Here is a 23,935-nt window from a genome sequence, read left to right on the forward strand (position 1 = left end):
TTGCCTGCACGGCTGGCTGAACTTTCGGCTATTTGCTGCGTTTCATTGTTTTTCGGATTGACTGCCCATGGCCAAGCAAGACCACCTGCTGATCGTTGATGACGACCCGCAAATCCGCCAGTTGCTCTGCGACTACTTGAGCGACGCTGGCTTCCAGGTGTCCACCGCCGCCGACGGCAAGGAAATGCGCCGTCGTCTGGCGCTGAATGTCATCGATTTGATCGTCCTCGACCTGATGCTGCCCGGCGAAGACGGCCTGAGCCTGTGCCGCGAACTGCGGGTGAACTCCAACATCCCGGTGGTGATGCTCACGGCCAAAGGCTCGTTGATCGATCGCATCGTCGGCCTGGAAATCGGCGCCGACGATTACCTGCCCAAACCGTTCGACCCACGCGAACTGCTGGTGCGGATCAAGGTGGTGCTGCGCCGGGTACAGAGCTTTCCCGACCGCGCGCGCCTGGATGAAGCGCCGAGCATCCGTTTCGCCGGCTGGCAGCTCGACACGCGGGCGCGGCAGTTACTGTCGCCGGAGGGGGTGGTGGTCAGCCTGGGTAACTCGGATTACCGCGTGTTGCGCCTGTTGTTGCAGCACCCCAATCGCCCGTTGAGCCGCGACTTTTTGCTCAACCACGTGTTCGATAAGGACAGCACGCCGTTCGACCGCTCCATCGACGTGTGCGTCAGCCGTCTGCGCTCGCAACTGCCGGCCCATTTGATCAAGACCGTGCGCAACGAAGGCTACATGCTCACCGCCGATGACGTGGCGCTGGAGTCGTGAGACTGCTGCCGCGTTCGTTGTTCGGGCGGCTGGTGCTGATTTTGGTCAGTGGCATGCTCGCGGCGCAGGCGCTGACCAGCAGCATCTGGTACGACCGACGTCATGGGCAGGTACTGGAAATCCCGGCGCGCTTGATCGCCACGCGCCTGGCGGACGTGGTGCGCCTGGTGCACAGCGACCCGCGACAGGCGGACCTGCTGATCAAGATGCTCGACACGCCGACCTTCCGCCTGACCCTCAGCGACCAGGCCAGTAATACGCCCAGCACGCTTCACGACAGCGACCGGCCCACCGAACGGTTGATCAAGAAGGTATTGTCGGAAAAAACCGGTTACGCCCAGACCCTGATCCTGTTGCGCCTGTCGTTGGTGGATGGCGAGGGGCAAACCGCCGGGCTGTCGACCCTGCTCGGTTCCAAACCGGTGGTGGGGCAGTTTCTGATTGACCTGCGCCTGCCTGACGGCCGCTGGTTGCAGGTGGATGCCAGCGAAGAACAGGGTTGGACCAGCACGTCACCGCTGGACTTGCTGTTCGATTACGTCATGCGCATTTATTTGCTGCGGGTGCTGGTGCTGGTGTTGATCGCGCTGGTGGCGGTGCGCCTGGCGATCCGCCCGCTCAACGCGTTGGCCAAGGCGGCCGAAGCCCTGGGGCGGGATATCCAGCGTCCGCCGTTATCGGTGGACGGCCCCACCGAAGTACGCCGTGCTGCCCAGGCGTTCAATGCCATGCAACAGCGGCTGATCGCCAATATCGCCGAGCGCACGCGGTTTCTTGCGGCTATTTCCCACGACCTGCGTTCTCCGATCACACGCCTGCGCCTGCGCACCGAAATGCTGGAAGACAACCGCACCAAGGAGCGTTTTCGTAGCGATCTGGAAGAAATGGAGCACATGGTCTCCAGCACCCTGGATTTTGTCAGCAGTGGCGAAATCAACGAGGCACGGCAGAACATCGATATCAACGCTTTGCTGCAAAGCTTGCAGGCCGATCTGCAAGATGTGGGCGAAAACGTGGTGATCGAAGGCCGGGCCAAACAGCCACTGCCGGGTTACGCCCGTAGCCTCAAGCGGTGTGTGCAGAACCTGCTGGAAAACGCGGTGCGCTATGGCCGTGAGGTGGTGGTGCGGGTCGAGGACCAGGTGGAGAGCTTGAAGATCGTCATCAGTGACCGGGGGCCGGGGATTCCCCAAGAACAGCTGGACCAGGTGATGGAGCCGTTTTATCGCGTGGAAGGTTCACGCAATGCCGAGACCGGCGGGTATGGCTTGGGGTTGAGCATCGCTCACACCATCGCCAAGGCGCATGACGGGCGGTTGAGTTTGCGTAATCGCGAAGGTGGGGGGCTTGAGGTGGAGTTGCTTTTGTGGAGAGCCCGCTCACCACAGTAAGTGGGCTCCTCCGGGGTCAGGGCCTTACGCCCCGTGGCACTTCTTGAATTTCTTCTCGCTGCCGCACGGGCAAGGATCATTGCGACCCACGTCCTTCAAGGCGTTGCGCACTGGCTCCTGGTGAGCGTGGCCGCAGTTCGGGCCGTGGACATGGCCGTGGTCGTGATCATGGTGATCGTGATCGTGGTTGCAGTCAGGACCATGGACATGGGGTTGCTGAGTCATCGATGTCGCTCCGGAATAAAATCGCCGGGGATTATCTCGCCATTGTGGTTCACCTGCACGTCATAACCGATGAATAATCCGGTTTTCAGCTCACCTTCCAGGCGATACGGCACTGGCCGGTCAGGATTTTTCAGCATCTGCACCACATCGCGGATCTGCGGCCAGAGGTTGGTGCGCACCGACACCCGGAAAAACTTATGACTGCGCGGCGGTACGGTGAGCCATTCATTGGACTCGCCTTCGGTCAGCACAAAATCATCCAGGGTGACCTTGTAGATCAGGCCGCGCACGGTCAGGTCGGCGTCATCGCGGTTGTCCACGCGAAAGTACAGCTTGAATTTCTGCTCCAGCAACTTGGCGCGCACCACTTCGACTTTCACCAGGGACACGTGGGGCGGCGGGGAATCATCTTCGAACCATGACGCGCAGCCGGTCAGGCCAAGGGTCAACGCCAGCAGCAAGCTGTACATCCGGAGCATGGCGTTAATCCTTTGAGGTTTAGAGGTAGCTGGAACAGCACTTCTTGAATTTCTGCCCGCTGCCGCACAGGCAGGCATCGTTACGCCCGGCCTTCACTTCCACTGTCGGGTCGATGAAGTACCAGCGCCCGTCATTCTGTACGAAAGAAGACTGCTCGCGGTGGCTATGTTCGCCGGTGCTGTCGTGCCAGCGCGCGGTGAAGGTCACGAAAGCATGTTCCGGCTGGCCGCCGAACACCTCGGAGCTTTCCACCTCAAGGCCAAGCCAGGTGCTTTGGGCACTCCAGGCGGCGATGGCGTTACGGTCCAGACCGGCCTGTTGCGCGGGCAGGGTGGTGGCGACCAGGTAGTCCACCAGGCCTAGCACATAGGCGCTGTAGCGCGAGCGCATCAACGCAGTGGCGCAGGGTGCCGGATGGCCAGCGTGATAATGGCCGCAGCAGGCATCCAGCAGGTTGCCACTGCCGCAGGGGCAAATGGATGTACTCATCGGGTTACCACCAATACTTTCCGAAGTTTTCCGGGTTGGCCCAGAAGCGGGCGTTGAGCCAGTCCGGCACCTGTTTATAGTCAAGCAGATCATAGGTAAACAGCGTCAGAACCTGCTCGTCGCGCTGGAAGCGCTCGCCAGCCTGCAGGGCCAGGGAGAAGAAGTCGGTGTCCTTCCAGTCGCAGGCGGCCAGGTCCACCAGCACCGCAATGCGGCTGGCATTCAGGTTGCGGATGCCGCCGAGCAGGGTCAGGCCTTGCGGTTTTGACAGGTGCTCCAGGCAGTCCACCACCAGTGCCAGGTCAAACCGCTGTGCGGCAAGCTCCGTGGGCAACGCGCCGGGCTGCGCGACGGACACTTGGGTATCCGGGTGGGCTTGTTGAAAAGCCTCCAGCGCCGGGAACTGGCTGGCGCCCAACAGCAACAGGCGTTTGGGCTGGTGCAGGTCGAGCAAGGCGGCCAAGGCTTGCTGGGGGGGACGGGCAGAAATACCGGCGATCATCAGAGATCCTCACATCAGGACCCTAGAGACTAGCGCGGCTGAGCGTGCGGGCCTAGAGCGGGCGGCCGAGAAAAGTCCCATGAATGCGGCGATCCTCAATGAATACAGGGGCGCGGCGCAGTGGCGCAGATGAAAAGAGCGGTCTTTACTCCACCCATCGGCCCCCGCCGATCCCCTCAGGAGAAATCAGATGAGCATCATGCGGACAGCTCTACCCTTGGTTCTGCTAACCGGAGTATTGACAGGTTGCGCAGGTTTGCAAAAAACCGATTGGCCCACCTGCGCCGCCCTTGGCGGTGTGACCGGTGCGGCGATCGGTGCTACGGAAAGTTCGGCCTATGCCGGCGCAGGTGCGCTGCTGATCGGCGGCATGGCGGGTGCGTATTGCTGGGTGCACGGCGATGGCGACGAAGACGGCGATGGTGTGCCGGACAGCCGTGACAAGTGCCCAGGCACGCCAAAAGGTGTGCAGGTGGATGCCAATGGTTGCCCACCGACACCGCCACCGGCCGTGGTTGAAGAAGTGGTCGTGGTCAAGGAAGAAACCATCGTGATCCGCGATGTGCACTTCCAGTTCGACTCGGCCAAGCTGACGGCGGCGGACAAAACCAAGCTCGATACCATTGCCACGCGCTTGAAACAGGAAGCCCCGAGCGCCCAGTTGCGGGTCAGTGGCCACACCGACAGCGTCGGCAAAGACGCCTACAACCAGAAACTTTCGGAAAAACGCGCCCATTCGGTCACGGAGTACCTGATCGGTGCGGGTGTACCGCGCAGTAACTTTGTCTCGGTGACCGGCGCGGGCGAAAGCCATCCGGTAGCCGACAACAAAACCGCTGAAGGCCGCGCCCTGAACCGTCGCACGGAAATCCAGATCAACCGCTGACGGCCCTTGCCCCTGTGGGATCCACAGGGGCATCGCTGCCAATCCTCCCCCTTTATTAACTTTTTTGATCCTTCACTGGCAAAGCGCCTGTGGAAGTCGTTACTGTGCGTCCAAAGAAAAACTAGAAATATTTTTTAAAAGAATTCAGGGGAGCTCCACGATGCGTAAGGTTTTACTGCTGGCCCTGTTGGTCAGCCCTGTTGCCCTGGCTCAAAGCGTCAGTGTGGAAACCAACTCGTTGATGCGCCTGCCCAGCAGCACCAGCGTGTTGCAACTGGAACGCTTGGAAGTGGCGGATTACGGCACCTTGCTGATCCCTGCCACCATCAGTCAGGTTACGGTGGATGAACTGCACCTGGGTCGCGACGCGCGCATCGCCATCGTGCCCGGCAACACCGCGCTGCAATTGCAGGTGCGCCATGCGCAGTTGGACCACGGCAGCCAGATCACCTCGCGCGGCGCGCCTGGCACCCATGAAAAACCGGCCAAGGCCGGGCGTGACCTGACCTTGCGCATTAACTCCCTGTCAGCGGAAGAACTTTCAGTCGACGCCCGTGGCGGCGCCGGTGCCCAAGGCTATGCCGGGCTGGACGGTGCCAATGGCGTGGACCCAGGTTGCACCTGGGGTTCGGCCGGTCGCGGTGCCAATGGTGACAACGGCGGTGATGGCTTGCCTGGCGCGTCCGGCGCGCAGGTGCGGGTCGAGTTGCCGCAGGACTTCCCGGCGCAGCAGATCAAGGTCTGGGTGGACGGTGGTCCCGGCGGTTTGGCCGGCACGGCGGGTAAGCCGGGCAAGGGTGGCCAGTCCAAAGGCTGCCTGGTGTATCGCGCTGATGGCGGCGAAAAGGGCCGCCCAGGGCTGGAAGGGCAGCCGGGGCCGGCTGGGCCTGCGGGTACTGTGACTATTCAGCGGCTGTGAATCGTTTGGGCTGACGTCTTCGCGGGCTTGCCCGCGAAGAGGCCCTAAAGAACACCCTTAGAACATGGGTCGAGCCGAAGCAATCGCCACCACCACCAACCCCACGATCAAGTTAATCCCCACCAACCGCCGAATCTGCCCCAGCACCGCAGCCCCCGCCGGCCAATCCTCAGCCGCCACCGCCGTGCGCAATTCCGGGAATTTCAACGCCTGGATACGGATAAACAACGCCGTCATCACCAGATACAACCCCATCATCACCTGCACATAACGCGGTGCTGTCTCAAAGCCGTTGAAGCGCAACTGCAGCAGGCCTATGCCGCTGATCGGCAAAATCGCCACCGCGACCCACACCCACACGAAAAAACGTTGAAACACATTCGCCCACAACCTGAGGCGGGCAGGACCCTCAAGTGCCGCCACAGCGGCGGGGCGCAGGATCATCCAGGCGAAAAACATACCGCCGACCCATACCAGGGCGGCCAATACATGCAGGGTGTAAGCGAGGCTAAACGCGGTCATTGTGGTACTCCGTTCTGCGCGGGATTCATTAGCGGGGTATGATAGCCGCCGATCCGAACCACTGAAAATTTATCCAGCGTTTTTTGCGCCCGACTATCCATGATCAGCACTGAACTCAAAACCACGATCCAGGGCGCCTATTCGCGTTTTCTCGAAGCCAAGAGCTTGAAACCGCGCTACGGCCAACGCCTGATGATCGCCGAAGTGGCCAAGGTCCTCGGGGATATCGACACCGACGACGAAGGTCGCCGCGAGGGTGAGCCCGCGGTCGTGGCCGTCGAGGCCGGCACCGGTACCGGCAAGACCGTGGCCTACAGCCTGGCTGCGATCCCCACCGCCAAGGCCGCCGGCAAGCGCCTGGTGATTGCCACCGCCACCGTCGCCCTGCAAGAGCAGATCGTCTACAAAGACCTGCCCGACCTGATGCGCAACAGTGGCCTGAATTTTACCTTCGCCCTGGCCAAGGGCCGTGGGCGCTACATGTGCCTGTCCAAGCTCGACGTACTACTACAGGAAGGCCACGCGCAAACCGCCACCGCGTCACTGTTCGAAGAAGAAGGCTTCAAGATCGAGGTGGATGAAGTCAGCCAGAAGCTGTTCACCAGCATGATCGAGAAACTCGCCGGTAATAAATGGGACGGCGACCGCGACAGTTGGCCCACTGCCCTGGAGGATGCCGACTGGGCACGCCTGACCACCGACCACAGCCAGTGCACCAACCGCCATTGCCCCAACTTCGGTCAGTGCGCTTTCTACAAGGCCCGCGAAGGCATGGGCAAGGTTGATGTGATCGTCACCAACCACGACATGGTCCTGGCCGACCTGGCCCTGGGCGGCGGCGCCGTGCTGCCCGACCCGCGTGACACCCTCTACGTTTTCGACGAAGGCCATCACCTTCCCGACAAGGCCATCGGCCATTTCGCCCACTACACGCGCCTGCGTTCCACTGCCGACTGGCTGGAAACCACCGCGAAGAACCTCACCAAGTTGCTGGCCCAGCACCCGCTGCCCGGCGACCTGGGCAAGCTGATCGAACAGGTGCCGGAGCTGGCGCGGGAGATCAAGACCCAGCAGCAATTCATGTTCAGCGCCTGCGAGCAGGTGGCGGATTTCAAACCCGGCGAAGACGTCGAGGGCCGTGAGCGGCCGCGCCATCGGTTCGTTGGCGGTCTGATTCCCGAACACATGCGCGAAATGGGCATTGAGCTGAAGAAGGGATTCTCACGCCTGACCGATCTGTTCACTCGCCTCACCGACCTGCTCAAAGAGGGCATGGACGGCGAGGTCAACATCGGCATCGCCAGCAACCAGGCCGAGGAATGGTACCCGCTGTTCGGCAGCCTGTTGTCCCGTTCCCAGGGCAACTGGGAGTTGTGGACGGCCTTCACCGTGGAAGACCCGGAAGACAACCCGCCCATGGCGCGCTGGCTGACCCTGTCGGAAAGCGGTGCGTTGTTCGATATCGAGGTCAACGCCAGCCCGATCCTGGCCGCCGAAATGCTGCGCCGCAACCTGTGGAACGTGGCCTACGGCTGCCTGGTCACCTCGGCCACGCTGACCGCCCTGGGCACCTTCGACCGCTTCCGCATGCGTGCCGGCCTGCCGAAAAAGGCTGTCACTGCGGTAGTGCCGAGTCCGTTCCATCACGCCGACGCCGGTGTGTTGCGAGTGCCGGACCTCAAGGCCGACCCACGGGATGCGGCCGCCCACACGGCTGCGATCATCCGTGACCTGCCGGAGCTGGTAGAAGGTTCACGCGGAACGCTGGTGCTGTTCTCGTCGCGCAAACAGATGCAGGACGTGTTCGACGGCCTCGACCGCGACTGGCGCAAGCAGGTGTTTATCCAGGGCAACCTGTCCAAGCAGGAAACCCTGAACAAGCACAAGGCGCGGGTGGATGGCGGGGATTCCAGCGTATTGTTCGGCCTGGCGAGTTTCGCCGAAGGTGTCGACCTGCCCGGCGCCTACTGCGAGCACGTGGTGATCGCCAAGATCCCGTTCTCGGTGCCGGATGATCCGGTCGAGGCGGCCTTGGCCGAATGGATCGAAGCACGGGGTGGTAACCCGTTCATGGAAATCTCGGTGCCGGATGCTTCCTTGAAGCTGGTCCAGGCCTGCGGTCGCTTGCTGCGTACCGAAGAAGACCGAGGCACCATCACCTTGCTCGACCGCCGATTGGTCACCCAGCGCTATGGCAAGGCTATCCTTAATGCATTGCCGCCGTTCAGGCGCGAAATTTCTTAAGCCACCGTGGGCGAATTCGCCCACTTCGTGGTCTATCTCACTGTATTTCATCAGGCCATCCATCGGCCGTCTGGGAGAACCTTGCTCGTATGATTCGCACGCTGCCCGCCCTTTTTGCCCTGCTGTTCGCCGCGCCCTTGCTGGCCGCGCCCGCCGGGCAACAGACCCTGTTCAATTTCGTCCGGCCTGCCGATGTGGTCAAGGTGGCGACCCAGGACGCCAGCCTGCCGCAGTACAACGCCGAACAAACCCCGGAAGGTGAAGTGCTGCGCCGCATCACCTTCAACCCGGCTGCCGAACCCAGCCTGGTGCTCAGCCCGCAGACGGGCGCCTGGGACTGGTCTCAGTCGGGGGCCATGAGCCTGCGCATCCAGAGTGCGATGGATTGGGCGCTGACGCTCTACGTGAAAGTGCAGAGCAGTGATGGCCGTACCCTGGTCAGTCGCATCGACCTGCCGGCGGGCCCGGCCCAGACCCTGCTGGTCCCGTTGCAGGCCAACTCGCCGCTGAGCCAGGGCATGAAGGCCGGCCCGCCGATGCCGATCACCGTAGACGGCCAGCGCGTCTTGCTGGCCAGCAGCGCGGGCGAGATCGACCGTAGCCAGGTGGTCTCGGTGACGCTGTCGATGATCAAGCCCAACGCCGCCCAAAGCATCCTGCTGGAGCGCTTTGGCGTGCAGGACAGCGAGCCGGTGTTGAAGGCCGCCTACAGCGAATTGGTGGATGCCTATGGTCAATCCACCCGTGCCCGCTGGCCGGAAAAGGTCAGCAGCGACGAACAGCTCAAGGCTGCCGCCGCCAAGGAGCAACAACAGCTCCAGGGCTGGCTGGCCACGCGGGATAAGTCCGCGCTGGACCAATACGGCGGCTGGAACAAAGGCCCGGCCTTCGACGCCAGCGGCTTTTTCCGCACCGAGAAGCGCGACGGGCGTTGGTACCTGGTGACGCCGGAGGGGCATCCGTTCTATTCGCTGGGCGTTAATACCGTGGCCCCGGACAACAACCAGACCTACGTGTCCGGCCGTGAATGGATGTTCGCAGCACTGCCCAAGGCTGGCGAACCGTTCGACAAGTATTACGGCAGCGGCGACAACCGCACCGGCAACGGTGCGGGTGAAGGCCGCAGCTTTGGCGCCGGGCGCTGGTACGATTTCTACGGCGCCAACCTGCAACGCACCTACGGCGGTGACGGGTTTGACCAGAAGCGCTGGACCACTCACACCCTCGACCGCCTGCAAGCCTGGGGTTTCAACACCGTGGGCAACTGGAGCGACGACGACCTGGCCCGTGCCGATCGCGTGCCCTACACCTTGCCGCTGTCGATCGTCGGCGACTACACCAGCATCAGCACCGGCACCGACTGGTGGGGCGGCATGCCCGACCCGTTCGACCCGCGTTTCGCCATGGCCACCGAGCGCGCCGTCGCTATCGCCGCTCGCGATCACCGTGATGACCCATGGTTGATCGGTTTCTTTGCCGACAACGAGTTGGCCTGGGCCGGCCCTGGTGATGATCCGAAATCTCGCTATGCCTTGGCCTACGGCACCTTGCGCATGACCACTGACGTTCCGGCCAAGCGCGCGTTCCTCAAGCAACTGCGCGACAAGTACCGCAACGAAGAAGGCCTGTCGAAAGCCTGGGGCATCGAATTGAAAGGCTGGGAGCTGATGGAAGACCCAGGCTTCGAACCGCCGATGCCCAACCCTGAGCACCCGGAAATCGAAGCGGACTTCAAATACTTCCAGAAGACCTTCGCCGATGCTTACTTCAAGACCATTTCCGACTCGCTGAAATGGCATGCGCCCAACCAACTGCTGCTGGGCGGTCGTTTCGCGGTGAGCACGCCGGAAGCCGTGGCGTCCTGCGCCCAGTATTGCGATGTGCTGAGCTTCAACATGTACACCCTCAAGCCGCAGGACGGTTATGACTTCGCTGCCCTGCGTGCGCTGGACAAGCCAGTGCTGATCACCGAATTCAACTTCGGCTCGGCTGACCGTGGCCCGTTCTGGGGCGGCGTGACACAGTTGGCCAAGGAAGAGGATCGCGGTGTGGCGTACGGCAACTTCCTCAAGCAGGCCATGGCTGAACCGTCGATTGTCGGCGTGCACTGGTTCCAATACCTGGATCAGCCGGCAACCGGGCGTCTGCTGGACGGCGAAAATGGCCACTTTGGCCTGGTGGGCATCACCGATGTGCCGTTCCAGGGCTTTGTCGACAGCGTGCGCAAAAGCAACCTGGCGGCGGTCGATCAACTGGGCAAGGAAGCGGAAAAGGCCAAGGCGGCGGGCGCCGTGCGTGAAAGCGAAGGCGGCAGGGCCGGGCACGAAGGCAAAGGCCCGGGGCAGGGCGCCGGGCATGCGGGCGGGCACTCAGGGAATGGTCATTGATTGAGGGCTGACGGGTTCACAAAACCCACCAGTACTGGAACAATGTCGGCCACTTTTTGCTGTGTTGTCCGAGGGTGTTCAGGTGCAGATCCAGGGTCATTACGAACTCCAGTTCGAAGCGGTACGGGAAGCCTTTGCCGCGTTGTTCGATGACCCGCAGGAGCGTGGTGCCGGGCTGTGTATCCAGATAGGCGGCGAAACCGTCGTCGACCTGTGGGCCGGCACCGCCGACAAGGACGGTGCCGAGGCCTGGCACAGTGACACCATCGTCAACCTGTTCTCCTGCACCAAGACCTTCACCGCCGTGACGGCCCTGCAATTGGTGGCCGAAGGCAAGTTGCAACTGGACGCACCGGTCGCCAACTATTGGCCTGAATTTGCGGCAGCGGGCAAAGAATCCATCACCCTGCGCCAGTTGCTCTGCCACCAGGCCGGGTTGCCGGCAATCCGCGAAATGCTGCCGACCGAGGCTTTGTACGACTGGCAACTGATGGTCGATACCCTCGCGGCCGAAGCCCCGTGGTGGACACCTGGCCAAGGCCACGGCTACGAGGCGATCACCTACGGCTGGCTGGTGGGTGAGTTGCTGCGTCGTGCCGATGGACGTGGGCCGGGAGAATCCATCGTGGCGCGGGTTGCGCGGCCACTGGGGCTGGACTTCCATGTGGGCCTGGCGGATGAAGAGTTTTATCGCGTGGCACATATAGCGCGTAGCAAAGGCAATATGGGCGATGAAGCCGCACAACGTTTACTGCAAGTAATGATGCGTGAACCCACGGCCATGACGACCCGTGCATTTGCTAATCCACCGTCTATTCTGACCAGCACTAACAAACCTGAATGGCGCCGTATGCAGCAGCCGGCGGCAAATGGTCACGGTAATGCACGCAGCCTGGCGGGCTTTTATAGCGGCTTATTGGACGGTAGTTTGCTCGAAGCCGACATGCTCGAACAATTGACTCGCGAACACAGTATCGGGCCGGATAAAACATTATTGACACAAACCCGTTTTGGCCTGGGCTGCATGTTGGACCAGCCGCAGCTGCCCAACGCCACCTTCGGCCTTGGCCCGCGTGCATTCGGGCATCCTGGGGCGGGCGGCTCGGTCGGGTTTGCCGACCCAGAGCATGATGTAGCGTTTGGTTTTGTGACTAATACATTGGGGCCTTATGTACTTATGGACCCGCGGGCACAGAAGTTGGTCGGAATATTGGCCGGTTGTCTGTAAACCCCTTGCTGTTTCACGTTTTTTTGTTACAAAGGCAACTATAAGAAGGCGCTGAACGAAACGATGTAACTTTAATGTTCTGTAAGCGTCTGTTTAACGGGTCATCCAGACCCCCGTTTCTTTTCTCATTTTGTGGATATCTCATGTTATCGAACAAGTCCTTGGCACTGGCGCTATGCCTCACTATTACCGGCTGCGCACAAACTCCACAAAATGATGCCGAGGGCGGGCATTGGTGGTCATTTGGATCTGATAAGGCTGCGACCAAGGATGCAGTGACCCAAACCGATGCCAAGCCGGACGCTAAACCGGACGCCAAGCCCGCTGCCGGCGCCAAGCCTGCCGCCCCGGTAGCTGCTGCTGCTGCTGCCGCTCCCGCTCCAGCTGCCAAGGCTGACACCGGCTCCAGCTGGTGGCCGTTCTCGTCCAAGAGCGCCGACGAAAAGGCCGCCGATGCCAAGGCCGACCTGAAAGGCGACCTCAAGGCCGCCGAGCCAGCCCCTGACGCCGCCCCAGCTGTCGCCAAGAACGACACCGAAACCAAATGGTGGTGGCCGTTCGAAAGCAAACCCAAGCCATTGGCCAAGGTCGACGTGACCAACGTGCCGATGCCGGATCCAAAAATCACCCAGGCCTGGCTGGATGACTATGAGCCGCGCCTGCGCGCCGCCATCAAGGACAGCAACCTGCAACTGGAACGTCGCGACAATGTGCTCGTCGTGATCGCCCCGGTAGACGGTTCCTACAACCCGAAACGCCCAGCCATGTTGCTGCCGGTCACTCTCGGTCCGTTTACCCGTGTTGCCAAGGCCGTTGAAGCCGATCCGAAGACCGCCGTACTGGTGCTGGGCCACGTTGATGCCACCGGCACCGCCCCGGCCAGCCAGGCGTTGTCCAAGGAACGCGCACAATCCATCGCGTCGATCTTCAGCCTCAGCGGTCTGAAACAAGACCGCCTGATGCTGCGTGGCATGGGCGACCTGATGCCACGTGCCGCCAACGACAGCACTCAGGGCCGTGCGCTGAACCGTCGCATGGAGATCATGTTCACCCAGCGCACCACCATGTTGGCGCTGCTGAGCAAGTATCAATCGGGCAAAACCCCGCCTGTCGCTGAAATGGTTGCTGTGCAGGCCGCTCCAGCGCCAGTAGCAGCACCTGCTGCGAAGAAAACCGCAGCGAAAAAAGCCCCGGCCGCCAAGAAAGCCGCCGCCAAGCCCGCCGCTAAAAAAGCGCCAGCCAAGCCTGCTGCCAAAAAAGCTGCACCGGCTGCCAACGACCAGGCGAAAAACTGATCCGCTGAACCAGAAGGATAAAGCCGCATGACCCAGGCATTGGCCGATATGCGCCGTGACTACACACGGGATGGTTTGAGCGAGGCCCAGGCCCCGAGCGAGCCGTTTGCCTTGTTCCACCAGTGGTTTGCCGACGCGGTGAAAACCGAGCAGCCACCGGTGGAAGCCAATGCCATGACCTTGGCCACGGTCGACCAGGACGGTCGCCCGCACTGCCGCATCCTGTTGCTCAAGGGCCTGGACGCGCAGGGCTTTACCTTCTTCACCAACTATCAGAGTGCCAAGGGCCAGCAGCTTGCGGCGCGGCCGTTCGCGGCCATGACCTTCTTCTGGCCGACCCTGGAGCGGCAAGTGCGCATCGAGGGGCGGGTGGTCAAGGTCACGGCTCAAGAGTCGGACGCTTATTATCAGGTCCGCCCGCTGGGCAGCCGCCTGGGCGCCTGGGCGTCTCCGCAGAGCCAGGTCATTCGTGACCGCGAGGAACTGCACGACCTGCTCAAGGCCACCGAACAGCGTTTCAGCGACACCCAGCCCGACTGCCCCGAGCATTGGGGTGGCTATCGCTTGCTGCCGGAGCGCATCGAGTTCTGGCAAGGTCGTGCCAGCCGCTTGCACGACCGCCTGAACTATCGCCTGCAAGGGGCCGATTGGACCCGCGAGCGCTTGGCGCCCTGAGCTGCACCTTTCGTCACTTCACCTGAATGTTGCCCGTCACCCTGAAGTCTCTATACCAGAGGCTTCGGGCGTGTAGTGCTGTGTGGTGTTCCTGGCGACTGTCGCGACTACAATCAAAGTAGTCCTTGAAGGGTACGCTACCGTTCGTCGATTTTTCTGGTGCGGTCAGTCTGTACTCAGGCTGAATGAAAGCAATTTTCTGTGGTGCTTGCCGTGACAGGCGGCAAGCTGCAGCGTTTAATGACCACCTGTCCTTTGGAGTTGATGCTATGCGTAAGTCCGTTTTACTGGTTGCCTGCTTTACCACCCTGTCGTTGCTGCTGGGTGGCTGCGCCTCGAGTCTGACCGGCGACTCGTACTCCCGTGACGAAGCGCGTCGTGTACAGACCGTGCGCATGGGCACCATCGAATCCCTGCGTCCTGTGAAGATCGAAGGCACCAAGACCCCAATCGGCGGCGCTGCCGGCGCAGTCATCGGCGGTGTTGGCGGCAGCGCCATCGGCGGTGGCCGCGGCAGCATCGTGACTGCCGTGATCGGTGCTGTTGCTGGCGGCCTGTTGGGTTCGGCCACCGAAGAAGGGCTGACCCGCACTCAAGGTGTGGAAATCACCGTTCGCGAAGACGACGGCAGCATGCGCGCCTACGTGCAGGCTGTGCAGGAGAATGAAATCTTCCGCATTGGTGACCGCGTGCGCATCATGACCGTTGATGGCACCAGCCGTGTTACTCGCTAAGCGCGGGTTGTAAAAACACAAAACCCCAACCGGGTGACTGGTTGGGGTTTTTGGTTTTCTGGGCGGGCATTTTTAGGTGGCGGCCGGGTTAAATGCAAAAACGCAGGCAATAAAAAACCGCCTTAGTAGGGCGGTTTTTTATTGCATACCCAACTAACGGCTGGGGATGTGACTCAAAGATGCATTGACCTGCATCCAAAGGCCATGTGTTCCGGTAAGTGTGCTGGAGGTAGGCCCAACGTAAGGGGGCCGAGTATGTCGAAGTTTGCACGACCTGTGGCGAGGGAGCTTGCTCCCGTTGGGCTGCGCAGCGGCCCCAAATCGCTTGCCCAGATCATGAAGTGGAGTCGTTGCCCTGAGAGGGGCCGCTTCGCGCCCCAACGGGAGCAAGCTCCCTCGCCACAGTGATTGTGGCGAGTCAGGCCTTCTTACGACTCGCCATCGCCGTCACCGCATAACCAATACACGCTGCCAGAATCGATCCGGTCAAAATCCCCATTCGGTCCTCACCTGCAAACTCACTGGCACCCGGCACAAACGCGAGCGAACCAACAAACAGGCTCATGGTAAAGCCGATCCCACAGAGGATCGCCACACCAAACACCTGCCCCCAGTTCGCGCCGCTGGGCAGGGCGGCGAGGCCGGTCTTGATGGCCAGCCAGGTGAGGCCAAACACACCCACGGTCTTGCCGATCAACAAACCGGCGGCGATGCCCATGGGCACGTGGTGGGTGAAGCTTTCCAGGCTGACGCCGGTCAGGGATACGCCGGCGTTGGCGAAGGCAAACAGCGGCAAGATGCCGTAGGCCACCCACGGGTGCAGGGCGTGTTCCAGCGTGAGCAGCGGCGAGGGCTCGGCGTTCTTGGTACGCATCGGGATGCAGAAGGCCAATGTCACGCCGGCCAGCGTTGCATGCACGCCGCTCTTGAGCACGCAGACCCACAGGATCAGTCCGATGATCAGGTAAGGCCCAAGCTTGATGACGCCCAGGCGGTTCATCGCAATCAAGGCAACCAAGCACGCACCCGCGCCTGCAAGGGCAGCGCCGGACAGGTCGGCGGAGTAGAACACCGCAATCACAATGATCGCGCCCAGGTCGTCAATGATCGCCAGGGTCATCAGGAACAGCTTCAGCGACACCGGCACGCGCTTGCCGAGCAAGGCCAGCACGCCGAGGGCGAAGGCAATGTCGGTGGCCATGGGGATCGCCCAGCCGGAGAGTGCGGCGGGGTAATCCTTGTTGATCGCCCAGTAGATCAGCGCCGGCACGACCATGCCGCCAATTGCCGCCGCGCCGGGCAGCACCACTTGCGAGGGCTTGGACAGGTGGCCGTCGAGCAGTTCACGCTTGACCTCCAGGCCGATCAGCAGGAAGAACAGGGCCATCAGGCCGTCGTTGATCCACAGCAAGGCCGGCTTGGCGATCTTCAACGCGCCGATCTGTGCCACCACCGGTACGTCGAGAAACGCCTCGTACAAGTGCGACAAAGGTGAATTGTTGATGATCAACGCCAAGGCGGCAGCCGCGATCAACAACAGACCGCTGGCGGCTTCCAGCTGGAAGAAACGGGTAAAAGTGCTACGCAGAGGCAAGGGATGCTCTCCAATCCAGATTCAATAGGTGGGTACCCTAACCCGTACCGTTAGTTGTTAAAACAAAAGTTATATTCTTATTTGTTATAAGCAGCTGTTTGGCGTGACGTTGCGCCTAAGCCTAGCAATTGTGTGTCCGATTGAGTCGGTACTGTATCTGTGTGACACGTAGGAAACCCCCTAAAATCAGGGCTTACACCTTCAGAGAAACCCTCCATGAGCGACCACCGTCCCTGGGCCCGCGAAGCCATTCGCATTATTGAAGCCGACTTCCAGCGCAGTGCCGACACGCACCTGATCCCGTTGCCGCTGCCGGGGTTGCCGGGTATCGAGTTGTACTTCAAGGACGAGTCCAGCCACCCCACTGGCAGTCTCAAACACCGACTTGCCCGCTCACTGTTTCTCTACGCGCTGTGTAACGGTTGGCTCAAGCCCGGCGCGCCGGTGATCGAGGCCTCCAGCGGTTCGACGGCAATTTCCGAAGCCTACTTCGCGCGTTTGCTCGGTTTGCCGTTTATTGCGGTGATGCCAGCCACCACCTCCCAGGAAAAAATCGCGCAGATTGCCTTCTACGGCGGCAAGAGCCATCTGGTACAGGATCCCACGCAAATCTACGCCGAATCCGAACGCCTGGCGCGGGAAAGTGGCGGTCACTTCATGGACCAGTTCACTTACGCCGAACGCGCCACCGACTGGCGGGCGAACAACAATATCGCTGAGTCGATCTTCCAGCAGATGCGCTTCGAGCAGCATCCGGAACCGAGCTGGTTGATCTCCAGCCCCGGCACTGGCGGCACCACCGCGACCCTTGGTCGTTATGTGCGTTATCGCCAGCACTGCACACGCGTGTTGTGCGCCGATGCCGAGCGTTCAGTGTTCTTTGATTTCTATCAGAGTGGCGACGCCAGCTTGCGCCTGGACTGTGGTTCACGCATCGAAGGCATTGGCCGGCCACGGGTCGAGGCGTCGTTTCTGCCCAAGGTGATTGATGCGATGGTCAAGGTGCCGGATGCGCTGTCGCTGGCGGCCATGCATTACCTGGCTGAGCGGTTGGGGCGGCGGGTCGGTGGTTCCAGCGGGACTAACCTGGTCGGCGCTCTGGTGGCGGCGCAGCAAATGAAAGCGGCGGGGGAGTCGGGTTCGATTGTGGCGATCTTGTGTGATGGCGGGGAGCGGTATGCCACGACTTACTACGATCAGGCCTGGCTCAACGCCCAGGGCTATGAATTGGCCGGGTTGATTGCGGCTGTTGCAGCCAGTGTCGAGCGCGGCGAGCCGTTGCCGGACAGCATCCTGCGCGCCAACATTTAATCGTGTAGGAGCCCGGCGAACCGGGCTCCTACGCGAAAATGTGTCAGGCCTCGATGCCCAACATATCCCGCGCCAACGCCTCGGCAATCCGAATCCCATCCACGCCTGCCGACAGAATCCCACCGGCATAACCGGCGCCTTCCCCGGCCGGGAACAGGCCTTTCACGTTCAGGCTCTGCATCGATTCGTTACGGGTGATCCGCAGCGGCGATGAAGTGCGTGTCTCAATGCCGGTCAACACCGCGTCGTGCAGCGAGTAACCCTTGATCTGCTTTTCGAACGCTGGCAAGGCTTCACGGATCGCTTCGATGGCGAAGTCCGGCAAGGCCAGCGCCAAATCGCCCAGGGACACACCTGGTTTGTAGGACGGTTCCACACTGCCAATCGCCGTCGACGGCTTGCCGGCGATGAAGTCACCTACCAGTTGTGCTGGCGCCTCGTAGTTGCTGCCGCCGAGGACGTAGGCGTGGGATTCCAGGCGTTCCTGCAGCTCGATACCCGCCAACGGGCCACCCGGATAATCCACCTCAGGGGTGATGCCGACCACGATGCCGGAGTTGGCATTGCGCTCGTTACGCGAGTATTGGCTCATGCCGTTGGTGACCACACGGCCCGGCTCGGAAGTCGCTGCGACCACGGTGCCGCCTGGGCACATGCAGAAGCTGTAGACCGAACGGCCGTTCTTGGCGTGGTGCACCAGCTTGTAGTCGGCTGCGCCCAGTTTCGGGTGGCCGGCGTATTTGCCCAGTCGCGCGGCGTCGATCAAGGATTGCGGGTGTTCGATACGGAAACCCACCGAGAACGGCTTGGCTTCCATGTACACACCACGGCCATGAAGCATGCGGAAGGTGTCGCGGGCGCTGTGGCCCAGCGCCAGGATCACGTGCTTGGACAGGATCTGTTCGCCGCCATCGACGACGACGCCGTTCAACTGGCCGTCTTCGATCAGCACGTCGGTCACGCGCTGTTCGAAGCGCACTTCACCGCCGAGGGCGATGATCTGCTCGCGCATGTTCTCTACCACGCCGGTCAGGCGAAACGTACCGATGTGCGGCTTGCTGACGTAGAGGATCTCTTCCGGCGCACCGGCCTTGACGAACTCGTGCAGGACTTTGCGGCCGTGGAACTTCGGGTCCTTGATCTGGCTGTACAGCTTGCCGTCGGAAAAGGTCCCGGCGCCCCCTTCACCGAACTGCACGTTGGACTCTGGGTTCAGCACGCTTTTGCGCCACAGGCCCCAGGTGTCCTTGGTGCGCTGGCGCACTTCCTTACCGCGCTCAAGGATGATCGGCTTGAAGCCCATCTGCGCCAACAACAAGCCGGCGAAGATACCGCATGGGCCAAAACCGACCACGATTGGACGCTCCGTGAGGCCTTCCGGCGCCTGGCCCACGACGTTGTAGCTGACATCCGGCGCCGGGTTGACGTTGCGGTCATCGGCGAACTTGAGCAGCAGGGCGGCTTCACCCTTCACGTTCAAGTCGATGGTGTAGATGAAGCACAGCTCCGAGGATTTCTTGCGGGCGTCGTAGCTACGCTTGAACAGGGTGAAATCGAGCAAGTCATCACTGGCGATGCCCAGGCGCTGCACGATGGCGGGCCGCAGGTCTTCTTCGGGATGGTCGATGGGCAGCTTGAGTTCGGTGATTCGTAACATGACAGGATCCGGTAGGCGGCGGGCTCGGAGGCCGGCTGTTTTGCAAACCGGCGATTATAAGCCCCAATGGCGGTTTCCCGTCATGTTAAAACAGCACGGCGTGGCGTCAGTCGTCGCGCGAACCGCCGAACGACGCACAACCGCGCTGCACCTGGCCGTTGACGCGCAGTTCGGCGCTCATGTGTTGCAGGCTGCCGCTGACCGGGTCGACGCAACGTTGCGGGGCTACCCACAATTCCACGTGTTGATTGTTGGCCTCGGTCATCAGGTTGAATCGGCCGTCACCGATTTGTTCTTCCACATAGGGCACCGCCAGTGGCGGCTGGCCTTCGCGTTCCAGCACCAGGCCCTTGGCGGTGACGTTCATCACCCAGGTCGGTTTGTGGCCGTTGGCGCGCAGGATCATGCGTTTGAAGTCGGGGTCGTTGCAGGCCGAGGTCGAGCGCTCGACGCGGTAGAGTTGTTGCAGGTCGACGCTGCCCTGGGTGCCGCTGGCGACCCCGGAGAATTTGCCGCGCAGGTCGGCAAACAACGCGCCTTGCTCGCCGGCCAGAGAAGCCGCTTCCTGCAGGATGCTGGTGCCGCCGGTGTCGTTGACCACATAGTTGCGTTTGTCGCCACACGGCTGGAACAGCAGTTTGCCGCCGACTGCCGTGAGTTCGCCCTGCATGCGGGTCAGCCCGGCAATAGAGGGCTTGGCCGGATCGTTATCGAACATCTGGCAGGCGCCAAACAGGGGAAACAAGGCAAGTAGAGCAAGGGTATGGGCGGCACGCATCATCGAGTCTCCAGACAAGTGCCGCCACGTTACGCAGGCCTGCGTCGCACCACAACCCCGCCCGCGAGGTTCAGGCAATTCTGACAGGCAGCCTGATCACCCCACGATAAAGGTCTGACCGGTTTGCAGGCCTTCCACGCTTTTTGCGTAGGCCAACGCCACGTCGGCACCCGACGCCGGTTTGTAGCCACGGAAATACGGCGCGTAGCTGTCCATGGCTTCCAGCAAGACCGTCGGGCTCACCGAGTTGATGCGCAAGCCGCGTGGCAACTCGATTGCCGCCGCTTTCACGAAGGCGTCCAGCGCACCATTGACCAGCGCAGCCGAGGCGCCGGTGCGGATCGGATCGCGGTTCAGAATGCCGCTGGTGAAGGTGAACGAGGCGCCATCATTGGCGTACTCGCGGCCGATCAGCAGTAGGTTGACCTGGCCCATCAGCTTGTCACGCAAGCCCAGGTCGAAATCGCTTTCGCTCATCTCACCCAGCGCCACAAAGTTCACGCTGCCTGCCGCACAGACCAGGGCATCGAACTTGCCGGTCTGTTCGAACAGCTTGCGGATCGACGCGCTGTCGCTGATATCCACTTGGAAGTCGCCGCTGTTGCGGCCGATGCTGATCACGTCGTGACGCTGCGCCAGTTCCGCCTTGACCGCTGAGCCAACCGTGCCGCTGGCACCAATCAATAGGATTTTCATCGTGCTGTTCCTCCAGGGGGTAAGTGAGGGTTCAGTCTAGTGTGGCTTTTTGGGCGGATAAACGCGCTAATAGGCAACCTTTGGTTTTCAAATGGAAACAATCCATGAGCGAGATGGATGACCTGGCCGCGTTTGCGGTGCTGATCGAAGCCGGCAGTTTTACCGTGGCCGCCGAGCAACTGGGCTGCAGCAAAGGGCAGTTGTCCAAGCGGATCAGCCAGTTGGAAGCGCGGTTTTCCGTGGTGCTGCTGCACCGCACCACGCGCAAGCTCAGCCTGACAGCCGCCGGCGCAGCGTTGCTGCCCCAGGCCCAGGCATTGGTGGTGCAGGTGGATCGGGCCCGGCAGGCATTGGCTCGGCTTAAGGATGACCTGGCCGGACCGGTGCGCATGACAGTGCCGGTGTCGTTGGGGGAAACATTTTTTGACGGCTTGTTGCTGGAATTTTCCAAAGAGTACCCGCAAGTGCAGATCGAGCTGGAGCTCAACAACAGCTACCGGGACCTGGCGCGGGACGGCTTTGACCTAGGCGTGCGTTCAGGTGCCATCGAGAACGAGCGCCTGGTGGCCAAGCCATTGCTGGCCTGGCATGAAATGACCTGCGCCAGTCCGGCGTACCTCGAGCAGCATGGCGAGCCACAGACCCCGGCCGACCTGGCAACCCACACCTGCCTGCTCAACAGCCATTACAGCGGGCGGGAAGAGTGGCTGTACCACCAGCAGCACGAATTGCTGCGGGTGCGGGTCAGCGGCACCTTTGCCTCCAACCACTACAACCTGTTGAAAAAGGCCGCACTGGTGGGCGCCGGTATCGCGCGGCTGCCGTCCTATGTGCTGCCTGCAGAATTGGCTGACGGCCGCTTGCGTTGGCTCCTGCGCGAGTATCAGACGCGGAGCCTGCCGATGTACCTGGTGCATCCTTATCAGGGCGGCCTGCCACGCCGCACCCAAGTGTTGGCCGATTATCTGGTCGACTGGTTCAAGCGCAGCGGCGAAGCGCTGGATCGGCTTTAAGCGTAGCGACGAGCGATCAGGTGATCGATGGACAGACGCCCCGGCCCTTTGGCCACCAGCAGCAACAGCAGCGCAATCCAGGTGCCATGGGTCGGGTAGGCGTCCGGGTAGACGAACAGCTGAATCACCAGAGTCATACCGATCAGGGCCAAGGCCGAGAAGCGCGTGGCGAAGCCCACCAGGATCAGCACCGGGAAAAAATGCTCGGCAAATGCAGCCATAGGCGCTGCGATTTCCGGCGATAACAGAGGCACGTGGTATTCGCTGCGAAACAGCGGCAATGTCGAAGCCGCCAGTTTCGGTGCGCCTAGTTGGAAGGTGCCGCTGATCAAATCAATCGCGAAGCCTTCGACTTTGGTTTGCCCGGATTTCCAGAACACGGCTGCAATGGAGAAGCGTGCGAGAAAGGCGATCAGGCTGTAGGGAATCTGTTCGAAAAGCGCGATAACCCGATTGATCAGGCACGATGGACGAGTATTCATGGCGATACCTTTTGTTCTGGATGCAAATGAGTGATGGCGTTGTGGCTGACCAGCAGCGTCAGGCATTGGTGCAAATCGAACTCGGCTGAAGTTTCAACCGCCTGCTCCACGGCTTTTTCCAAGGGCGTGCCATGGGCCAGGCTGTCGATAAACGCGACTGAGCCGTGGTCGATAGCAAAGACCTCGACCTCCAGGCCCTGACGCATGACCAGCGCACCCTGGGCGTGCCAGGGATTCAAAGTGGCCAGGCCACCTTCGGTCTGGTGCGCGGCCCACACGGCCACCACCGCATAGGCTGAATTCAAGGTGGCCAGGGAGGGATGCAGTTGCAGGCGCAATTTCCCCAGACCTGCCTGGCCTTGCAGTGCCAGGAGAACCGTCTGCTGGTCCAGCGGCGGGGTATCCGCGGCGTGATAGGCACGCACACGCAAACGTTCCAGGCGCGCGACATCCGCCAGGTAGGGCACGCTCGCGGCAGGCTCGAAATCCTGGATAAACGCCGCGAACGCACTGCCATACTCGCTGATCAACGGGCTGGCGGGTGGGCAAGCCTGTACAAACAGGCCGGCCATCGCTCGGAAGAACTCTTCGCCTACCAGTTGCAATGTCACGGGATATGCCGTCGCCAGTGCGTTGATCAATGAGCTGTGCACATTGTTGCGATACACCACGAAGCGGCTGGCGGGGTCGGCACCATTGGTGCTGAACAGGCCATCGGGACAGGCTTGGTCCGGCGCTAGTAATGCTTCGGTGAAGTCGTCATGCAGGCTCATGGGGTCACCTGCGACAGATGCCATTCGGCCTGCTGGGCCTCGGCCAGTAATACGCCGAACGCCGGCACCTGGTTATCCCGCTCGATCAAGGTTGCCACCGAGCCGACGTGTTTAAGTACCTTTTCGTACAGCTGCCACACGGCGTTGTCGATAGGTGCGCCGTGATCATCGATCAGCAATCGATCGCCGAGGCTGTCCGTGTCTTCGGCAAAACCGGCCAGATGAATCTCGCCCACCGCGTGCAATGGCAACGCGTCGAGGTAGGCAAGTGGATCGCGCCGATGGTTGATGCACGACACATAGACGTTGTTTACATCCAGCAGCAAACCACAGCCGGTGCGGCGGATGACTTCGCTGATGAAGTCGGTCTCGTCCAGGGTTGAGCGTTGGAATTGCAGGTAGGTCGACGGGTTTTCCAGCAGCATCGGGCGCTTGAGGGTGCTCTGCACCTGGTCAACGTGTTCGCAGACCCGTTGCAGGGTCGTGCTGTCGTAGGCCAGGGGCAGCAGGTCATTGAGAAACACCGGGCCGTGACTTGACCAGGCCAGGTGTTCGGAAAAAGAGTGGGGTTGATAGCGTTCGATCAGCGCGGCCAACCGTGCCAGGTGCTCACGGTCCAGCGGGCCTTCGCCGCCGATGGACAGGCCCACGCCGTGCAAGGACAGCGGGTACTGCTCGCGGATCAACCCCAGATAATGATGAAACGGGCCGCCGGCCACCATGTAGTTTTCGGCGTGCACTTCAAAAAAACCGATGTCGGGCGAGGTCTCCAGCACTTCCATGAAATGCTCATGCTTGAGCCCCAGCCCGGCCCGGCGGGGAAGGCCGGGCGCCTGAGCCTGGGAGACGGCTTGCAGGGATGAAAGGGTCATCATC

24 protein-coding genes are annotated in these 23,935 nt (G+C 61.5%); 12 read left to right on the top strand and 12 right to left on the bottom strand.

Annotated elements, in window-relative coordinates:
- Positions 1 to 67: 67 nt before the first annotated feature.
- Both OZ428_RS08300 and OZ428_RS08305 read left to right on the top strand, forming a co-directional pair.
- Positions 68 to 778: a response regulator gene (locus OZ428_RS08300; RefSeq protein ID WP_269133093.1), complete on the top strand. Its 711-nt coding sequence runs from the start codon at positions 68 to 70 to the stop codon at positions 776 to 778.
- On the top strand, positions 775 to 2,169 hold the full coding sequence (locus tag OZ428_RS08305) for an ATP-binding protein (RefSeq protein ID WP_269133094.1): 1,395 nt from the start codon (positions 775 to 777) through the stop codon (positions 2,167 to 2,169). Before OZ428_RS08300 ends, OZ428_RS08305 begins: the two co-directional genes overlap by 4 nt.
- A 24-nt stretch (positions 2,170 to 2,193) precedes the next feature.
- Here OZ428_RS08305 and OZ428_RS08310 read toward each other — a convergent pair whose 3' ends face one another.
- The 4 genes from OZ428_RS08310 to OZ428_RS08325 are packed head-to-tail and all read right to left on the bottom strand — an operon-like array spanning position 2,194 to position 3,865.
- On the bottom strand, positions 2,194 to 2,394 hold the full coding sequence (locus OZ428_RS08310) for an SEC-C metal-binding domain-containing protein (protein ID WP_003189235.1): 201 nt from the start codon (positions 2,392 to 2,394) through the stop codon (positions 2,194 to 2,196).
- Positions 2,391 to 2,873: an LEA type 2 family protein gene (locus tag OZ428_RS08315; RefSeq protein ID WP_016975046.1), complete on the bottom strand. Its 483-nt coding sequence runs from the start codon at positions 2,871 to 2,873 to the stop codon at positions 2,391 to 2,393. Before OZ428_RS08315 ends, OZ428_RS08310 begins: the two co-directional genes overlap by 4 nt.
- 19 nt (positions 2,874 to 2,892) lie before the next feature.
- Positions 2,893 to 3,363 carry a YchJ family protein gene (locus OZ428_RS08320; RefSeq protein WP_033902756.1) on the bottom strand — a complete coding sequence of 157 codons (471 nt, stop codon included), beginning with the start codon at positions 3,361 to 3,363 and terminating at the stop codon, positions 2,893 to 2,895.
- Between the two features lie 4 nt (positions 3,364 to 3,367).
- Complete coding sequence (locus OZ428_RS08325) at positions 3,368 to 3,865, bottom strand: DUF6231 family protein (RefSeq protein WP_269133095.1); 498 nt, start codon at positions 3,863 to 3,865, stop codon at positions 3,368 to 3,370.
- 190 nt (positions 3,866 to 4,055) lie between these two features.
- Between OZ428_RS08325 and OZ428_RS08330 the strand changes: the two genes are divergently transcribed.
- Together OZ428_RS08330 and OZ428_RS08335 are read left to right on the top strand one after the other, a co-directional pair.
- On the top strand, positions 4,056 to 4,751 hold the full coding sequence (locus tag OZ428_RS08330; RefSeq protein ID WP_033902754.1) for an OmpA family protein: 696 nt from the start codon (positions 4,056 to 4,058) through the stop codon (positions 4,749 to 4,751).
- A 160-nt stretch (positions 4,752 to 4,911) separates the two neighbouring features.
- Positions 4,912 to 5,670: a hypothetical protein gene (locus OZ428_RS08335; RefSeq protein ID WP_061435578.1), complete on the top strand. Its 759-nt coding sequence runs from the start codon at positions 4,912 to 4,914 to the stop codon at positions 5,668 to 5,670.
- Positions 5,671 to 5,727: 57 nt separating this feature from the next.
- On the opposite strand, the gene OZ428_RS08340 is transcribed toward OZ428_RS08335, so the two are convergent.
- Positions 5,728 to 6,192, bottom strand: a complete 465-nt coding sequence (locus OZ428_RS08340; protein WP_038849723.1) for a CopD family protein — start codon at positions 6,190 to 6,192, stop codon at positions 5,728 to 5,730.
- A 99-nt stretch (positions 6,193 to 6,291) separates the two neighbouring features.
- Between OZ428_RS08340 and dinG the strand changes: the two genes are divergently transcribed.
- The 6 genes from dinG (at position 6,292) to OZ428_RS08370 (ending at position 14,755) form a co-directional block, all read left to right on the top strand.
- Complete coding sequence (gene dinG, locus OZ428_RS08345; protein ID WP_038849724.1) at positions 6,292 to 8,436, top strand: ATP-dependent DNA helicase DinG; 2,145 nt, start codon at positions 6,292 to 6,294, stop codon at positions 8,434 to 8,436.
- A gap of 89 nt (positions 8,437 to 8,525) precedes the next feature.
- A complete protein-coding gene (locus OZ428_RS08350; protein WP_269133097.1) occupies positions 8,526 to 10,823 on the top strand; it encodes a beta-galactosidase in 2,298 nt (765 codons plus the stop codon).
- 82 nt (positions 10,824 to 10,905) lie between these two features.
- Positions 10,906 to 12,051: a serine hydrolase domain-containing protein gene (locus OZ428_RS08355; protein ID WP_269133098.1), complete on the top strand. Its 1,146-nt coding sequence runs from the start codon at positions 10,906 to 10,908 to the stop codon at positions 12,049 to 12,051.
- Positions 12,052 to 12,194: 143 nt separating this feature from the next.
- Positions 12,195 to 13,346, top strand: a complete 1,152-nt coding sequence (locus OZ428_RS08360) for an OmpA family protein (RefSeq protein WP_269133099.1) — start codon at positions 12,195 to 12,197, stop codon at positions 13,344 to 13,346.
- A gap of 27 nt (positions 13,347 to 13,373) precedes the next feature.
- Positions 13,374 to 14,021 carry a pyridoxamine 5'-phosphate oxidase gene (pdxH, locus tag OZ428_RS08365; protein ID WP_061435584.1) on the top strand — a complete coding sequence of 216 codons (648 nt, stop codon included), beginning with the start codon at positions 13,374 to 13,376 and terminating at the stop codon, positions 14,019 to 14,021.
- A 269-nt stretch (positions 14,022 to 14,290) separates the two neighbouring features.
- Positions 14,291 to 14,755 (top strand): glycine zipper 2TM domain-containing protein, encoded by a 465-nt coding sequence (locus OZ428_RS08370; RefSeq protein WP_003189251.1) that lies wholly within the window; start codon positions 14,291 to 14,293, stop codon positions 14,753 to 14,755.
- Positions 14,756 to 15,173: 418 nt separating this feature from the next.
- Here the strand turns inward: OZ428_RS08370 and nhaA are convergent, their stop codons facing one another.
- Positions 15,174 to 16,349, bottom strand: coding sequence for a Na+/H+ antiporter NhaA (nhaA, locus tag OZ428_RS08375; RefSeq protein ID WP_269133100.1), 1,176 nt, complete (start codon positions 16,347 to 16,349; stop codon positions 15,174 to 15,176).
- Positions 16,350 to 16,565: 216 nt separating this feature from the next.
- Between nhaA and OZ428_RS08380 the strand changes: the two genes are divergently transcribed.
- Positions 16,566 to 17,660, top strand: coding sequence for a PLP-dependent cysteine synthase family protein (locus OZ428_RS08380; RefSeq protein ID WP_133074399.1), 1,095 nt, complete (start codon positions 16,566 to 16,568; stop codon positions 17,658 to 17,660).
- Between the two features lie 43 nt (positions 17,661 to 17,703).
- Here the strand turns inward: OZ428_RS08380 and OZ428_RS08385 are convergent, their stop codons facing one another.
- The 3 genes from OZ428_RS08385 to OZ428_RS08395 all read right to left on the bottom strand — a co-directional run bounded on the left by OZ428_RS08385 (position 17,704) and on the right by OZ428_RS08395 (position 20,791).
- On the bottom strand, positions 17,704 to 19,317 hold the full coding sequence (locus OZ428_RS08385) for an NAD(P)/FAD-dependent oxidoreductase (RefSeq protein WP_133074398.1): 1,614 nt from the start codon (positions 19,315 to 19,317) through the stop codon (positions 17,704 to 17,706).
- A 106-nt stretch (positions 19,318 to 19,423) separates the two neighbouring features.
- Entirely contained in the window at positions 19,424 to 20,095 is a 672-nt protein-coding gene (locus OZ428_RS08390) for a COG3650 family protein (RefSeq protein WP_033902841.1), read from the bottom strand.
- A gap of 96 nt (positions 20,096 to 20,191) precedes the next feature.
- Complete coding sequence (locus tag OZ428_RS08395) at positions 20,192 to 20,791, bottom strand: short chain dehydrogenase (RefSeq protein WP_269133101.1); 600 nt, start codon at positions 20,789 to 20,791, stop codon at positions 20,192 to 20,194.
- Between the two features lie 104 nt (positions 20,792 to 20,895).
- On the opposite strand from OZ428_RS08395, the gene OZ428_RS08400 reads away from it, so the two are divergent.
- Positions 20,896 to 21,804 (top strand): LysR family transcriptional regulator, encoded by a 909-nt coding sequence (locus OZ428_RS08400; RefSeq protein ID WP_038849741.1) that lies wholly within the window; start codon positions 20,896 to 20,898, stop codon positions 21,802 to 21,804.
- Here the strand turns inward: OZ428_RS08400 and OZ428_RS08405 are convergent.
- Genes OZ428_RS08405 through bufB form a run of 3 tightly spaced genes read right to left on the bottom strand, consistent with a single transcriptional unit; the run spans position 21,801 to position 23,934 of the window.
- Positions 21,801 to 22,286 (bottom strand): DoxX family protein, encoded by a 486-nt coding sequence (locus tag OZ428_RS08405; protein WP_269133102.1) that lies wholly within the window; start codon positions 22,284 to 22,286, stop codon positions 21,801 to 21,803. The two genes, OZ428_RS08400 and OZ428_RS08405, sit on opposite strands and share 4 nt — an antisense overlap.
- Positions 22,283 to 23,059 (bottom strand): HvfC/BufC N-terminal domain-containing protein, encoded by a 777-nt coding sequence (locus OZ428_RS08410; protein WP_269133103.1) that lies wholly within the window; start codon positions 23,057 to 23,059, stop codon positions 22,283 to 22,285. Before OZ428_RS08410 ends, OZ428_RS08405 begins: the two co-directional genes overlap by 4 nt.
- Positions 23,056 to 23,934, bottom strand: coding sequence for an MNIO family bufferin maturase (gene bufB / locus OZ428_RS08415; protein ID WP_269133104.1), 879 nt, complete (start codon positions 23,932 to 23,934; stop codon positions 23,056 to 23,058). The genes OZ428_RS08410 and bufB overlap by 4 nt, the downstream gene beginning before the upstream one ends.
- Position 23,935: the final 1 nt, after the last annotated feature.

Source organism: Pseudomonas sp. GXZC (assembly GCF_026967615.1).
GTDB classification, from domain to species: Bacteria; Pseudomonadota; Gammaproteobacteria; order Pseudomonadales; family Pseudomonadaceae; genus Aquipseudomonas; species Aquipseudomonas azotoformans_A.

Excerpts from the sequence above, each read along its gene's own strand:
- OZ428_RS08335 (WP_061435578.1), top strand. The coding sequence starts at position 4,912 with ATGCGTAAGGTTTTACTGCTGGCCCTGTTGGTCAGCCCTGTTGCCCTG.
- OZ428_RS08370 (WP_003189251.1), top strand. The coding sequence starts at position 14,291 with ATGCGTAAGTCCGTTTTACTGGTTGCCTGCTTTACCACCCTGTCGTTG.
- OZ428_RS08310 (WP_003189235.1), bottom strand. The coding sequence starts at position 2,394 with ATGACTCAGCAACCCCATGTCCATGGTCCTGACTGCAACCACGATCAC.
- OZ428_RS08390 (WP_033902841.1), bottom strand. The coding sequence starts at position 20,095 with ATGCGTGCCGCCCATACCCTTGCTCTACTTGCCTTGTTTCCCCTGTTT.
- OZ428_RS08330 (WP_033902754.1), top strand. The coding sequence starts at position 4,056 with ATGAGCATCATGCGGACAGCTCTACCCTTGGTTCTGCTAACCGGAGTA.
- OZ428_RS08405 (WP_269133102.1), bottom strand. The coding sequence starts at position 22,286 with ATGAATACTCGTCCATCGTGCCTGATCAATCGGGTTATCGCGCTTTTC.
- bufB (WP_269133104.1), bottom strand. The coding sequence starts at position 23,934 with ATGATGACCCTTTCATCCCTGCAAGCCGTCTCCCAGGCTCAGGCGCCC.
- OZ428_RS08410 (WP_269133103.1), bottom strand. The coding sequence starts at position 23,059 with ATGAGCCTGCATGACGACTTCACCGAAGCATTACTAGCGCCGGACCAA.
- OZ428_RS08395 (WP_269133101.1), bottom strand. The coding sequence starts at position 20,791 with ATGAAAATCCTATTGATTGGTGCCAGCGGCACGGTTGGCTCAGCGGTC.
- OZ428_RS08360 (WP_269133099.1), top strand. The coding sequence starts at position 12,195 with ATGTTATCGAACAAGTCCTTGGCACTGGCGCTATGCCTCACTATTACC.
- OZ428_RS08320 (WP_033902756.1), bottom strand. The coding sequence starts at position 3,363 with ATGAGTACATCCATTTGCCCCTGCGGCAGTGGCAACCTGCTGGATGCC.
- dinG (WP_038849724.1), top strand. The coding sequence starts at position 6,292 with ATGATCAGCACTGAACTCAAAACCACGATCCAGGGCGCCTATTCGCGT.
- OZ428_RS08300 (WP_269133093.1), top strand. The coding sequence starts at position 68 with ATGGCCAAGCAAGACCACCTGCTGATCGTTGATGACGACCCGCAAATC.
- OZ428_RS08400 (WP_038849741.1), top strand. The coding sequence starts at position 20,896 with ATGAGCGAGATGGATGACCTGGCCGCGTTTGCGGTGCTGATCGAAGCC.
- OZ428_RS08380 (WP_133074399.1), top strand. The coding sequence starts at position 16,566 with ATGAGCGACCACCGTCCCTGGGCCCGCGAAGCCATTCGCATTATTGAA.
- OZ428_RS08385 (WP_133074398.1), bottom strand. The coding sequence starts at position 19,317 with ATGTTACGAATCACCGAACTCAAGCTGCCCATCGACCATCCCGAAGAA.
- OZ428_RS08350 (WP_269133097.1), top strand. The coding sequence starts at position 8,526 with ATGATTCGCACGCTGCCCGCCCTTTTTGCCCTGCTGTTCGCCGCGCCC.
- OZ428_RS08325 (WP_269133095.1), bottom strand. The coding sequence starts at position 3,865 with ATGATCGCCGGTATTTCTGCCCGTCCCCCCCAGCAAGCCTTGGCCGCC.
- OZ428_RS08315 (WP_016975046.1), bottom strand. The coding sequence starts at position 2,873 with ATGCTCCGGATGTACAGCTTGCTGCTGGCGTTGACCCTTGGCCTGACC.
- pdxH (WP_061435584.1), top strand. The coding sequence starts at position 13,374 with ATGACCCAGGCATTGGCCGATATGCGCCGTGACTACACACGGGATGGT.
- OZ428_RS08340 (WP_038849723.1), bottom strand. The coding sequence starts at position 6,192 with ATGACCGCGTTTAGCCTCGCTTACACCCTGCATGTATTGGCCGCCCTG.